This is a genomic window from Chamaesiphon sp. VAR_48_metabat_135_sub (assembly GCF_031418915.1).
Taxonomy (GTDB): Bacteria; Cyanobacteriota; Cyanobacteriia; order Cyanobacteriales; family Chamaesiphonaceae; genus Chamaesiphon.
This window is the reverse complement of record NZ_JANOJV010000008.1, coordinates 1-13843: the sequence shown is the minus strand read 5'-3', so window position 1 is coordinate 13843 and position 13843 is coordinate 1. Positions and strand designations below refer to the sequence as shown.

The window sequence follows — 13843 nt, the reverse complement described above, 5'->3', positions numbered from 1 at the left end:
TTTATCGGCCCTTCCCCAGCCGCTATGCGGGCAATGGGGGACAAATCTACAGCCAAGGAAACGATGAAACGGGTGGGTGTACCGACGGTACCTGGTAGCGACGGATTATTAGCTGATGCCGAAGAAGCACTCAAAATAGCTGGCGAAATCGGCTATCCTGTCATGCTCAAAGCCACCGCTGGCGGCGGTGGACGCGGGATGCGGTTGGTACATGAAGAGGCGGACTTAGTGCGGTTATATCACGCCGCACAGGGTGAAGCGGAAGCCGCATTTGGTAATGGTGGGGTATACGTCGAGAAATTCATCGAATGTCCCCGTCATATCGAGTTTCAGATTCTCGCCGATAATTATGGGAATGTCATCTATTTAGGCGAACGCGATTGTTCGATTCAACGCCGTCATCAGAAGTTACTAGAAGAAGCTCCTAGCCCAGCATTGAGTCCCGAACTACGCCAGAAAATGGGGGCAGCGGCGATCGCGGCAGCTAAGTCGATCGATTATGCTGGGGTCGGTACGGTAGAATTCCTGCTCGACAAGCATGGGGATTTCTATTTTATGGAGATGAATACCCGCATCCAAGTCGAACATCCCGTAACCGAGATGATTACCGGACTAGATCTAATCGCCGAGCAGATCCGCGTCGCTCAAGGTGAAAAACTCTCCCTGACGCAAGAACAAGTAGTATTAAAAGGTCACTCGATCGAGTGTCGAGTCAACGCCGAAGATCCCAACCATAATTTCCGACCATGCCCTGGTAAAATAACCGGTTATCTGGCTCCAGGCGGGCCAGGAGTCCGGATCGATTCCCATGTGTATACCGATTACGAGATCCCTCCCTTTTACGACTCTCTGATTGGCAAATTAATCGTCTGGGGAGTCGATCGAGATATGGCAATTCGCCGAATGCGTCGTGCTTTACGGGAGTATGCGATTACTGGCGTACCGACAACGATCGATTTTCATCAAAGAATTCTCGAACATCCCGATTTTATCAGAGGTGAAGTTTACACCAACTTTGTCGAACTGATGATGTCAAATGACGATTAAATAAGTTGATGATGGTTGATAATAAATAATAAATAACAGACAACAGTGAAGATCGGGATTGTTGGAATTGGATTAATTGGTGCGTCTCTAGGATGGGATTTTCGCCAGATGGGGCACCATGTTATTGGTGTCAGCCGCCAGCACTCGACTTGCACAACAGCCGAACGGGAAGAGATTTGCGATCGCGCCAGTTGCAATTTAGCTAGTCTACAAGATACTGAAATTATCTTTATTTGTACGCCGATTGCGGCGATTATCCCCACGATCGAGCAATTAATTCCCCATCTTCATCCCGATACAATTATCACTGATGCTGGGTCGGTCAAAGAGGCGATCGTCGATCGATCTACCGAACTGTGGGCGAATTTTGTCGGCGGGCACCCGATGGCGGGAAACTCCCAGAGCGGGATTGCTGCCTTTGAGAAGAGGCTATTTGCCGATCGACCTTATGTTTTGACTCCTACATCTAAAACGTCGCCTATAGCCCTGGAAAGAGTGGCTGAGTTAGTTCGGTCTCTCAATTCTATTCTCTATTATGCCACCCCCGAACAACACGATTTGGCAGTAGCGTGGATTTCCCATTTGCCGATTATGGTGAGTGCTAGTTTGATTAGTGCTTGTTTGCATGAAGCCGATCCGACGATCCTCGATTTTGCCAAAAAGTTTGCCAGTACGGGATTTAGAGATACCAGTCGCGTGGGTGGTGGTAATCCTGAAATGGGGATGATGATGGCAGAATATAATCGGGAGGCGATCTTGCGATCTTTGTATCAGTATCGCGATCGACTGGATACAGTCATTGGCTCGATCGAAACCCAAGCATGGACGGAAATTAAAGACTTATTATCTACCAACCAATCTGTCCGTAATGATTTTCTAGATAGCAAAGATGTTTGAGATTGGCCTAAATAATCGGTAATGCTAGAAGATCGATAGTTTGGCAAAATCTGGGAATACTAAGCGTAGGAATCTGAAAGTTTGTGTAATGCCTTCGGACATTCTTCTTAGAGATTATATCCGCATCTGTGCATTCCGACGAATCCCGACTATCCTTACCTTCGATCAGCATTTACCAAATGAAACCAAACAATTCAAGCATCTCAACTTCCAATGGGTCTTTGTTATCCATCGGTGGCCTCAGTCTGCTGACTGCTTCTGTTATACTCTGTCAATCTGCCTCTGCTGCTGTTTTCTCCACTTCAATTCAAGCCATCGATTATATTCCTACACCGAATGTAGTTCCGCTAAACACTACGCCAGCTATCGATTATATTCCCAAACTGAATGTAGTTCCGCTAAACACTACCCCAGTCATCGATTATATTCCTAAACTGAATGTAGTTTCACTAAACACTACGACAGCCATCGATTATATTCCTACCCTCACTACTCCTGGCAGCAATCTGCTACCCCGCCCCAGCAATCTAACACCCCAAGAGGTCCCTGAACCATTTACAATTATTGGCACCCTCCTCGGCGGTACGGCAGCATTCCGCATGAAAAAAAAGCTTAACTCTAGCACCAAAATGTAGACTAAGCGATCGATCGAAATCGAGGATAGGAGTAATTGATCAATTGCGCCTATCTTTAGTTTGAGATTGCCAAAAATGAATGGTGCGAGGTTGAATTTTCTCAGCCTAGTACGAGGGGAGATCCCCGACTTCTTAAAGAAGTCGGGGATCTTTCTAAGCGAGATTTTATAAGATCTCAAATGAACTAACATTTAAAACCTTACCAATCATCGCTAGAGTCATCACATCGTCATTCAATGTCCCTTGAACCTTTACCTGCAATCCAGCTTGGCGCAAATCACGAGGACAATCTAACAACTCATAAGTAGTACCATCCTCGGCTACCAATGCCCATGCACCAGTCCCAAAACCTTTATGTTCAATTCCACCAATCACCGTAATCATACTGTTTGAGAATCTCCTCTCGCTGCGAATCTAGCTAAACCAAAACATAACAATCCATTCAACACCAAGAAACTGCGGGCAATCCCGCCGTCGCCCAATAACCAGACATGGGGAGCGATTACTGCACTCACCAATAGACAAGAAGCTACACCCAGGCTCGTACCTACTGCAAACCATTTTCCTTCAGGAAGCGACCAGCAGACCACTAGTAATATTAGCGGAATTAGGACACTGGCGAACACTGGATTTAAAATGCTGTTACCGACAATCGCATTACCCAATTCTGGAATCGAACTTCCCAGCACGCGAAATGGTGCTTGGGGTAGATCGAAGATGTAAAATCCTTTGAGGAAAAACAACCCACTGCTCCCAGCAATCAGCCCGCTAAATAGTGGGAAGCCGAAGGGGAGATAGGTGCGGATCAAGAATGCAAGTAGATAAGAACCTAATACCATTGCTACTTTTGGTACTAGCGCGATCGCACCACCATCGATCCAGAACCGGAGGTTGAGATAACCATTATCGCGCAACCAGCGGAAGAAGTCATTGAAAGTAATTTTTCCAGCTTGAGCGAGTTTGACAGCAGCAGCAGCATCTAGATGTCCCGCACCATAGTAGTTTTGGGGATCTGCATCAATTTTACGGACGGATTGTTGTAAGACGGCGAAAACTTCATCTGGTGCGGTGACACCTGTAGATTCAATCAGGGCGGCAACACCTGCGACGTGGGGAGCTGCCATACTCGTACCTTGGAAACCAGCAATAATTGGTGTATTTGTGTTGGGATCGATCGTTTCTTGCCAGATTTTACTCCCATGTCCGCCACCAGGAGCAGCGATGTCTACGCCTGCACCATAGTTAGAAAATTCGGCTCTCTCACCTTGCGCGTCACTAGCGGCAACACCGATCACATGGGCGTAGCGAGCGGGATAGGAGGCGGAGTTATTATTTGAATTTCCAGCAGCGGCAATGATGACAACACCTTTGCGATAAGCATAATCGATCGCGTCTTTCATTACTTGACTTTCGCCACCGCCACCGAGACTCATATTGATCACACTGGCTTTGTTGTCAGCCGCAAATCTAATTGCTTCGGCAATATCGCTAATTGTCCCGCCACCGCTACCTGCTAAGACCTTGAGCGGCATGATTTTGGCTTCATAGGCAATTCCGGCCACACCATAGTTATTGTTCGTAGATTGGGCGACAGTGCCCGCTACGTGAGTGCCATGTCCGTTGTCATCGTCAGCATTAACTTTGTTGTTAACAAAATCATAACCTTCGACAAATTCTGTCTGGGCTAAATCGGGAACTTTACTAACTCCCGTATCAATAATTGCGATGGTTATCCCTTTCCCGCGATTTTCTGTCCAGGCTTGCTCGACGTTAATGCTGTGCAAATGCCACTGTTTGCTGTATTGGGGGTCGTTGGGGGCAACTGTGGCATGATAGATATAGTTAGGCTCGATCGCTTCTACATCTTGGCTCAAGCTCGATGCTCTTAATTTGTCGAGTAATGCGCGATCTCCTTTGACGGTATATGTCTGTTCGGACTGCGAAAATTGACTATTCAGGTGTGGTGATAGGTGATATTGCTCACTCAACACCTGTAATTGTCGATCGATTTCTGTGGGTGCAATATTTTCTTTAAAATCAATGACGAGGGAGTCAAATTCTCCTGTGGTTGCCAATCCTTGGAAGTTAAAGATAGCAAAACCTATGCCTAAGCAAAATAAGCACAAGATTAACAGTTTCCGCATATACCGCGATCGCTCTCAACTTAGATTAATATTTCTAGCATAACTGAACATTTTAGTTTACGCCGTAAAATTAGGTGTTAGGCTTTAGGTGTTAGGAAATTAACAGAATGCAATAATCGTCTTATAGCCTAAAGCCTAACCCCTAACCCCGAACCAACTTCTTAATTTTCTGCACCGTCTCCAGATATTCACGATCTTTGCCTTGTTGTCGATATAGATCTGCAGCAGTCGTATAATTATCGATCGTCGCTCGGATCGCTCCTAGGCGGTGGTAGGCAAAACCGCGATGGAGATAAGCATCAGCAGCCGATCGATCCCGCGAGATCACCCGATCAAAATCATTGATTCCACCTTGGCAATCATTTGATTCACACCGGGAAATTCCTCTGCCAACATAAGCAGATAAAATATTGGGATCGAGCGCGATTGCAGCATCGAAGTCCGATTTTGCACCATGCCAATTGCGAAGAATATTTCGCATATTTCCCCGATGTAGATAGGCTTCCGCATAACCTGGCTCAATTTCGATCGCGCGAGTATAATCTGCTTCGGCTCCTTGCCAATTTTTGAGCAAACTGTGAGCGATTCCCCGCCGAAAATAAACTTCCCCAAAGTGGGGATTCATGACTAAGACGCGATCGTAATCAGCGATTGCACCATGATAATCACCTTTTTGAGACTTGTTACCAGCAGTGATAAAAAAATCATCGGCGGTGATTGCCGATGATATGGGGAGTGGTAGATTGTCTCCCAGATCTACATTTAGTTGACTGGCAATTTGAGTAAAAGTATTAATCGGAATTGCTAAACCGCTCACTGGTTTAACGCGATTTTGGCGATGGTGCTGATTAGCGGTATCGATTGTCCCGATACTTTTGCCATTAATCCCAATCAAGGTACCCGTCTGACTGAATAATCCCCCGCCACTCATGCCTGGTAAAATTTCCGCAGTGCCAATGGCTAACCCATAACCCCGATCTTGAGACTGGTGACTGATTGCCACAACTGTGCCTGGGTAAAATTTTAATGATTTGCCCTGAAATCCCGCCGCAAAAATTGGTTGTCCTTTATCGATGGTATTGGAATCGCCCAGTTCGGCGACGAGATAATGCTGTTGGCTCTGGAAGGTGATCGTAGCAAGATCGAGTGCATCGGGGGCGATTTTTACTTCACTGGCATTGGCAGTATATTCTTGTCGATCGGGTGTGATAATTTCTAGTGGGGCATTTTTGAGATCGTTAACAACATGGGCGGCGGTTAAAACTGTATAAGTCTCGCCAACATGTTTAATTATGACTCCAGAGCCTTGCCCCGATTGAGTTTTGATAAATACAATTTTATCGGTGGTATTTGCCGTTGGACTCAGAGCAAGGACGCGAATGGGATCGATCGATCTTATTGATGTTGCGATGCCAATACCGATAAGAGAAGCAATAACTTGTTTCTGCATGAAGAAATGTTGAATATGTAAATCCGACCCGATTGTCTAGCTAACTGATACCATTAGAATGCCGATCTTATGGCAATATCGGCATTCTATCATCAGCTAAACTGCTCAGAGATATATATTTCATATTCAGCAGGTAGCTCCAGGCCAAAGATTGTCTTTACGGCAGTAAGCACCTAAAAAATTCTCACACGACACCCGATCGACTGTCTCTAATCGATCGAACTGTCCTGAAGATGACATGACTTTAGACCACGGGTGAAGAGGGACTTGAACCCCCGACCGACTGCTTAGAAGGCAGTTGCTCTATCCGACTGAGCTATTCACCCACACTAGCACAATACTATAGCATACTTTAGCAACGATCGCAGTAATGTCAAGTGTCAAATCTGCGAACATGTGTTTTCAGGTGCGATCGATCCAGTTCGGAGATCGGCAATATTACTCTAGGTAATATTCAAACATTCAGTGTTTAATTATACTAGTTCGGCGATAGTTTAAAAGCTATAGCTAGTAATTTAGCGTTGGCGTAAGCCTGTCGCAGGCGCAATCTCTCCCCTGGAGAACCCGAATATGTCAATCATCGATCCACAACTAGTAAATATTGAAATTGCGCCCCATCCTGGAGATGGAAGATCGGTGCTGAGACTCAATTATCATCAGCAAATTTACGACTTAGTTCGAGTTTTTGCCAGTCATAAGATCGAACGAGCCGAACAAAAATTGCAGCAATCGATTTCCATTCTGGAAGGCTTCGCCAACGAATCAAGTAGCGATGGGTCAAATAAATCGACGACAGATCGATATTTGTTGGTTGCAGAGGTTGGCTATTATTCGCTATGGAAACTAGATTTGACACTCAATCCATCCAGCTCTAATTGGAAATCCAGGCGCGAGGCGGAGGTTTTAGAATTGCAACAAGCTAGTATTTGGTTATTTCAAGAACTATGGTTACAGTGGCAAGATTTATTGGGAGACAAACAATTAGAAGTATTTACGGAGGATTTATTGACGGTAACTCCACAAATCCAATCTGGGATAGACCTCGATCGATTATTAGCGATCGAACCGCTGGATTCAGCCAGACTAGAATATTTGTCAGCAATAGACTTGATTAAATTCGATCGCCAACTCTATCATCTCACTCAGAAAAAAATTGGTCGGCAATTTGGCACTGAATTGACGATTGAGATTATCCAAACTATGCCAGAACGACTGCGATCGACATTAACAGATATTTTAGATATTTAACCCACGTCGATCGCTGTTAATTCTTGTTAGTGTCGGGATATGAGAAAAGAAAAGACTCACTTACCTCCAAATTAAATTCATTATTCGCTATCCACTATCCACTAATCCTCATAGCAACTTAAATTAACTCGATCTATTATTCAGATTGTCCACAGCCAAAATCCAAATGACTAAATCATCCCCAGATAAATCGAGCATCCAAACTTGGCTCAGTGCCGAATATATTATTTATTGGGGACTGATTTGGTCGGCAATTTCTTTGGTAATCTATCTAAACTTTAGTGTCGTCGATGCAAGTATCGCTCGTCCCGGATGGTTTATTTTGACTACCACTGGATTAGAAGAAATTGGATTACTGGTATCTGGTTGCCTATGTTTGCGAAACTGGCAAAGTCCAGATATTTCCAGCGGTAGAGCCGTTTGGTTATTATTTGCGATCGCGATATTTAGTTTTTTTATCGGCAATCTCTGGTTTTGTTTGTGGGAATTGTGCTGGGGATTAGATCCAGCAGCTTCCGCTGGAAATCTTTTTTTTGTGTTATTCTACTTAATTCTGATTGCCGGGGTGAGGCTGGCAATTCTCGATCGAGATGTCCAGTTAGAGCGTCAGCAATGGGTTCTCGTTACGGTTATTGCTGCGGTAGGTTTGACGATAGGTTGTTGGCTAACTACGCTCCCAGCTAGAGCGGAGATCCTACCACCCACAACAATTTCGATTGTTAACAGACGGCATGGATCTATGCACAACCAAATTGCCGCAGTGAGTGCCCCAAAAATTCCCAGTCAAGCAATCGCCAGTCGCAACAATATCGCACCCTCTCAACGTCCACCTGACTGGGTACTAGCGATCGATCGATCGATGCAGCCATTCATCAATACCTTCAATTTATTTTATGTGCTGTGCGATTTAGTACTGCTAACTTTTGCCGCAATTCTATTTTTGGGGTTTTGGGGTGGTAAATTGGGATTACCCTGGCGGACGACCGCTCAAGCGGTATTATGTTTTTATATTGCCGATACTTGGTTCGCTTACGCCAACGATCGGGTGCAAGGATACGAAAGTGGCTTTATCATAGAAGTGTTCTGGATTTTTGGCATCGTGCAGTTTGGCATTGCTGCCGCGCTAGAATTTGATAACTCCATTCGTGCTCGCCGTCTAGCTCGCCGACGGACTGCTATTAATTGACAATATGAGTTCTAAAAAAATTACGGATGCAGATAAGTTGGAGATTGTCGATCTCTATCGTCAAGCTGGAGATACCACCGCATCTCTAGCAATTCGTTATGGAGTCAGCAATTCCACCATTAGTCGCATCCTCAAAACGAGTATTCCCGAAGTCGAATATGAGATCCTGATCCAGCAAAAGCGAGGATCTAAAGCAGGTGGAGAAGAAGAAAGCCTGACAACGACAGACGAGCCGAGCGTTGTTGTGCCAACAACAGTACAAACAGAACTAGAGATTAACTACGGTACGACTCACCCTGAATCGTTAGCGTACTTCGACTCGGCTACTGCGGCTACGCTTAGTGCTAGTCAGTACCAGCAGTCTCTCGAACAGAGCAACGATCCCGATGCATCGAAATTTACTGAAGATAACAGTGTCAATCGTCGCGTGCGTCGTCGATCCTCAGCACCATTGACTGCAGATCGGGATGAACCAACCAAGTTGGCAAAACCATCGCCAATAGTGACAGATCTCGATCTGCTACCAGACGAAATTTCTCCCAAACTTTCTTTGCCAGTAGATCGCGATCTCGATATTGCAGTCATCAATACGCCATCAAAACTAATTATCCCACCACCAACTCCGCGCACGCCAATATTGCGGGAAATAATTGCCGATTCAGAACATCGCTACTCTACCCCAGTAGATGTACCTTCACCACTAGATATTTCCACAGATGAGATTGAAGAGGATGCTGATGACAATACAGAAGATGTCAATGTTTTAGCGGCAATGTTTGGTGAAGAAATCGCCGATGGAGATGATGACGATGAATTTGCGGAAGAGGATGATGAAGAAGAATCTTCGAGTTCTTATCAGCAACTGGATCGCAATCGACTTTTAACGGAAGATTGTTTGCACGTCCAAGTCACGCCGCTTTCGCAAGCTACTCTACCCCGTACTTGCTATATCGTGATCGATAAGTTTGCCGAACTAATCGTTCGTCCACTCAAAGATTTTGCCGATCTCGGACAGATTTCCAGCGAAGAAATTCAACAACGGACTTTACCCATTTTTGACAATCATCGAGTGGCAAAAAGATTCTCCAATCAACGCACACAAAGAGTAATTAAGGTGCCAGATAGTCGCGTCTTTCATAAAACTACTCAGCATCTTCGATCGAAGGGCATTACCCGTCTGTTAGTTGATGGTAATATCTATTCACTAAATTAGGATGAATTTAGCCCCAACTTTATCTACAACTGAAAATTGATGGTAGGGAAATTCATGAATTTCCCTACCATCAATCCTCAGTAACTTTAGATCGCTAATTTAAGAGCCAACTTTTGCAGTCGAACGTTGCTTGCGACGACCGATTGGCGCAGGAATAGAACCCGTACCAGCACCGACAAGGTCGTTAGCACGCTCGCTAGTACCGACACTCGCCTTGCGAGGAGTAGAACCGTCTTCTGGAGTCTGCATCATCAATACCAGCAGCGGCTTACTTTGCAATTCGCGACGAACTAAACGTTGGAGTGCCGATTCTAATTCGATTTGCAATCCAGCCCAGTCGATTTCACGCTGACCAGATTCAAATGTACGAGCGAATCTGTCCCATCGATCGATCAAGCAGTTCTCGATCGTTTTTTGAATTAATGCTGAAATTAATGATTGCTCTACCGCAGTCACTACCCCTCGGAGATTAACCTGAGGCTTGACCATCATCTTACCATCTAGACCGATCGCTAGAGCAACAGTGACGACACCATCACCAGCAAGCTGTTTGCGTTCTTCCATTACCTGCGCTTGGTCGTGGACGATACCCGCATTATCGACTAGTTGAATACCGGAAGGTACTTTACCAGCTTTACAAATACTATTTTCAGTTAGTTCGACGATATCACCGTTATCGATGATTACCATGTTCTCGGCTGGAATACCAGTACTTTGAGCGGTTTGAGAATGTTTGATTAACATCCGGTGTTCGCCGTGAACGGGGATGAAGTATTTAGGGCGAGTCAAGCTCAACATCAATTTCTGATCTTCCTGACAACCATGTCCAGAAACGTGAATCCCTTTATCGCGCCCGTAGATGACGTTAGCACCCTGCATCATCAATTTGTCAATGGTGTTGACTACAGCGATGGTGTTGCCTGGAATTGGGTTAGCTGAGAAGAGAATTGTGTCACCTTTGCGGATCTTGACTTGGCGATGTTGCCCATTCGCAATCCGAGTCATCGCGGCGAGGGTTTCACCCTGAGATCCGGTGGTTAATACCAGGACTTGATTATCGGGGAGATGATTGGCTGATTGGAGTGGCTCAAAGACGTTATCGGGACAATTGATATAGCCGAGGTTCCGAGCATGAGCGATTACGTTGAGCATCGATCGACCAACAACGCAGACTTTCCGATTGTACTTCATGGCGATCTCGATCGTCATGTTGATCCGGTGAACGGAGGATGAGAAGGTTGTCACCATTACTCGTCCTTTGGCGACACTAATAAACCGTTCGAGGTTGGGGAATACGGAACGCTCGGAGGGGGTGAATCCTGGTATTTCGGAGTTGGTGGAGTCACTAATCAGACACAATACGCCTTTTTCGCCATGCTCTGCTAGTTTAGCGTAATCATACGCCTCGCCATCGACAGGGGTATGGTCGAATTTGAAATCTCCGGTGTGAATAACCACGCCGACGGGAGTATGCAGCGCGACTGTAAAGCTATCGGCGATCGAGTGAGTATTTCTGATAAACTCGACGAAAAATGATTCGCCAATTCTGACGATATCACGGGGAGCGACTGTCTTAATTTTAGTTCTGTCAGCTACGCCAGCTTCTTCTAATTTACCTTGCAATAGAGCCATCGCTAAGCGAGGACCATAAATAATGGGGATGTCAAATTGCTTGAGATGATAAGGGATTCCCCCGATATGATCTTCATGTCCGTGGGTGACGATCATCCCTTTGATTTTGTGCTGATTTTCGCGCAGATAAGTCATATCTGGCAAGACGATATTGATACCGTGCATTCCATCGGTAGGGAAAGCCAATCCAGCATCTAATAATAATATTTCGTCGTTGATTTCAAAGACGCAAGTGTTTTTACCAATCTCATGCAAACCACCCAATGGGATGATTTTGAGTGTAGGTTCATTCGGATTTTTTTTAACGGCTGGTGCTACGGATGATTTAATGATTGGGCGCATTTAGATAATTTAGATATAGATTAGATAAATTGTTTGACAAAACTGTTGCTTCTATCGATTAACTAATCGCAGCGGATTGACTGGTGTTAGCTGTCTTACCGATTAGTTAAGACCGAAGATTTATATAAACCACCGCAGTGATTTCGTTCCCGAGAGCCTCTCCATGGGAGAACCGCAAGTTAGCTTACTTTTCCCAGTTACTCTACAACTGAACGATAAGATAGATGGTAGCCGCTGTAACGCTCTACCCTCAAGGATCGTAAAGATAACATAACTGATTAACAAGCTGAAACTATGCGCTGGAAATTTGCACTGGCTATTATTAAACTAACTGAATATTTAAATCTAACGCCGAACATAGATCGTAAGTACTAAGGCTTGGTTTCTCACCTTCCGATCGACTTTCGATATTTCTATAATTTAATAGGTTTTAACCCTATGCTGTTGACCCAGCTTATGCTGTTTATTTGTCAAGTTTTAGCCTGGCGGTTTCTGAGCTAATTGACAATTTTTTCTCGTTATCTTAGTTGTATCATAATATTGTCGATCGGTCAATAAGTTCAGTTGGGAGTTGGGAGATAAGAGGTAATATTGTTGCAGAAATAGAGAACTAGATCTCAATTTAAAATACTTCTAAATTAATCCTTGGTGTTGAAGTAATTGTTGGAGATGGGGTAATGATTCTGCTGGTAACTCACACATGGGGAGGCGGAGTCCACCTACTTCCCAGCCTTGGAGTTTTAGAGCGGCTTTAATTGGCATGGGGTTGGGTGCGAAGAATAGACCTTTGAACAGTGGTAACATTTTGATATGAAGTTGAGTTGCTACCTGATTTTGACCAGATGCAAATGCCGAAATCATTGACTGGATTTGGTTTCCGACTAAATGACTAGCAACGCTGACGACTCCGACACCACCAACTGAAAGAATGGGTAGGGTTAAGGAATCATCACCTGAATAAATTGCAAAATCTGGTGGGGTAAGGCTGCGAATTTGACTGGCTATATCTAGATTACCCGTGGATTCCTTGATTGCAACAATTCCGTCTAATTTAGCTAGTTTAGCAATTGTCTCTGGTTCTAGTGCTTGTCCAGTGCGCCCAGGGATATTGTAGAGCATCATCGGTAAATCGCAGGCTGCGGCGATCGCGGCGAAATGCTGATATAAACCAACTTGTGGCGGCTTGTTATAATAAGGTACTACCTGGAGGCTGCCATCTACTCCTAGTTTAGCAGCTTTTTGGGTTGCTTCGATCGCCTCACTCGTAGAATTCGATCCGGTACCTGCAATTACTTTTGATTTACCCGCCACCGCCTTTTTGACGATTTGAAACAGCTCGTACTCTTCATCCCAACTCAGGGTTGGCGATTCTCCCGTCGTTCCACAGACGACAATTCCATCGGAACCATTGTCGGCTAAATACGCCGCTAATCTCTCTGCTTCTGCATAGTGAACATTTCCCTCTTTATCGAAGGGTGTAACCATTGCTGTGATGACTCGTCCGAAATCAATTGTCATATGAGGGGGGAGGGGGGAGGATCTGTAGGGGTGGGTTTATGCTACCGATGACGAATGAACTAAAAATCTCATTCAAACCCGCCCTAACCGACTAATAATGCTTGAATGGCTGTTGGGTGTCAATATCGCTCTACCCATACGAATGATGCTTGATTGGCTGCGTAGATTTTTACCCCCCAACCCCCCTTATAAAGGGGGGCTTTAACTCCCTCCCCTTTATAAGGGGAGGGTTGGGGTGGGGTAAAAATCTCCGAAATAGATCGATCTACCTACTTCCGTTTGAGCCAATTCTTTTCAATTATCAATTCGGCAATCTGCACGGCATTCAACGCCGCACCCTTGCGGATTTGATCGCCGCAGAGCCACAATTCCAAACCGTTAGCATGAGAAATATCCTGACGAATTCGTCCGACTAATACCTCATCTTTACCCGAAGCATCGATCGGCATCGGAAAATAATTCGCTTTCCAGTCTTCTACTAATTTTACACCAGGAGCAGTGGCTAAGATCGATCGAGCCTCATCTGGATCG

At 45.1% G+C, this 13843-nt stretch carries 12 protein-coding genes and 1 tRNA gene; 6 read left to right on the top strand and 7 right to left on the bottom strand.

Annotated features, from left to right (window positions below; all coding sequences use genetic code 11):
• From RMO55_RS00310 to RMO55_RS00300, 3 genes are all read left to right on the top strand, one after another.
• On the top strand, positions 1-1047 hold a 1047-nt coding region (locus RMO55_RS00310; RefSeq protein ID WP_310421749.1), incomplete at its 5' end, for an acetyl-CoA carboxylase biotin carboxylase subunit.
• 45 nt (positions 1048-1092) lie between these two features.
• On the top strand, positions 1093-1944 hold the full coding sequence (locus RMO55_RS00305; RefSeq protein ID WP_310421746.1) for a prephenate/arogenate dehydrogenase: 852 nt from the start codon (positions 1093-1095) through the stop codon (positions 1942-1944).
• Between the two features lie 179 nt (positions 1945-2123).
• Positions 2124-2579 (top strand): PEP-CTERM sorting domain-containing protein, encoded by a 456-nt coding sequence (locus RMO55_RS00300; protein ID WP_310421743.1) that lies wholly within the window; start codon positions 2124-2126, stop codon positions 2577-2579.
• A 165-nt stretch (positions 2580-2744) separates the two neighbouring features.
• Here RMO55_RS00300 and RMO55_RS00295 read toward each other — a convergent pair whose 3' ends face one another.
• From RMO55_RS00295 to RMO55_RS00280, 4 genes are all read right to left on the bottom strand, one after another.
• Positions 2745-2963, bottom strand: a complete 219-nt coding sequence (locus RMO55_RS00295) for a hypothetical protein (RefSeq protein ID WP_310421740.1) — start codon at positions 2961-2963, stop codon at positions 2745-2747.
• Positions 2960-4723 (bottom strand): S8 family peptidase, encoded by a 1764-nt coding sequence (locus tag RMO55_RS00290; protein ID WP_310421736.1) that lies wholly within the window; start codon positions 4721-4723, stop codon positions 2960-2962. The genes RMO55_RS00295 and RMO55_RS00290 overlap by 4 nt, the downstream gene beginning before the upstream one ends.
• A gap of 142 nt (positions 4724-4865) precedes the next feature.
• Complete coding sequence (locus RMO55_RS00285; protein ID WP_310421733.1) at positions 4866-6173, bottom strand: tetratricopeptide repeat-containing serine protease family protein; 1308 nt, start codon at positions 6171-6173, stop codon at positions 4866-4868.
• Between the two features lie 252 nt (positions 6174-6425).
• A tRNA-Arg gene (locus RMO55_RS00280) sits at positions 6426-6499 on the bottom strand.
• Positions 6500-6743: 244 nt separating this feature from the next.
• Between RMO55_RS00280 and RMO55_RS00275 the strand changes: the two genes are divergently transcribed.
• The 3 genes from RMO55_RS00275 to RMO55_RS00265 all read left to right on the top strand — a co-directional run bounded on the left by RMO55_RS00275 (position 6744) and on the right by RMO55_RS00265 (position 9820).
• On the top strand, positions 6744-7421 hold the full coding sequence (locus tag RMO55_RS00275; protein WP_310421729.1) for a hypothetical protein: 678 nt from the start codon (positions 6744-6746) through the stop codon (positions 7419-7421).
• Between the two features lie 166 nt (positions 7422-7587).
• Positions 7588-8607 carry a hypothetical protein gene (locus RMO55_RS00270; RefSeq protein ID WP_310421727.1) on the top strand — a complete coding sequence of 340 codons (1020 nt, stop codon included), beginning with the start codon at positions 7588-7590 and terminating at the stop codon, positions 8605-8607.
• Positions 8608-8611: 4 nt separating this feature from the next.
• Positions 8612-9820, top strand: coding sequence for a transposase (locus RMO55_RS00265; protein WP_310421724.1), 1209 nt, complete (start codon positions 8612-8614; stop codon positions 9818-9820).
• A gap of 99 nt (positions 9821-9919) precedes the next feature.
• On the opposite strand, the gene RMO55_RS00260 is transcribed toward RMO55_RS00265, so the two are convergent.
• The 3 genes from RMO55_RS00260 to RMO55_RS00250 all read right to left on the bottom strand — a co-directional run.
• On the bottom strand, positions 9920-11794 hold the full coding sequence (locus tag RMO55_RS00260) for a ribonuclease J (protein ID WP_310421721.1): 1875 nt from the start codon (positions 11792-11794) through the stop codon (positions 9920-9922).
• Positions 11795-12427: 633 nt separating this feature from the next.
• Positions 12428-13312 carry a 4-hydroxy-tetrahydrodipicolinate synthase gene (gene dapA / locus RMO55_RS00255; protein ID WP_310421718.1) on the bottom strand — a complete coding sequence of 295 codons (885 nt, stop codon included), beginning with the start codon at positions 13310-13312 and terminating at the stop codon, positions 12428-12430.
• Between the two features lie 269 nt (positions 13313-13581).
• On the bottom strand, positions 13582-13843 hold a 262-nt coding region (locus tag RMO55_RS00250), incomplete at its 5' end, for an Asd/ArgC dimerization domain-containing protein (protein ID WP_310421716.1).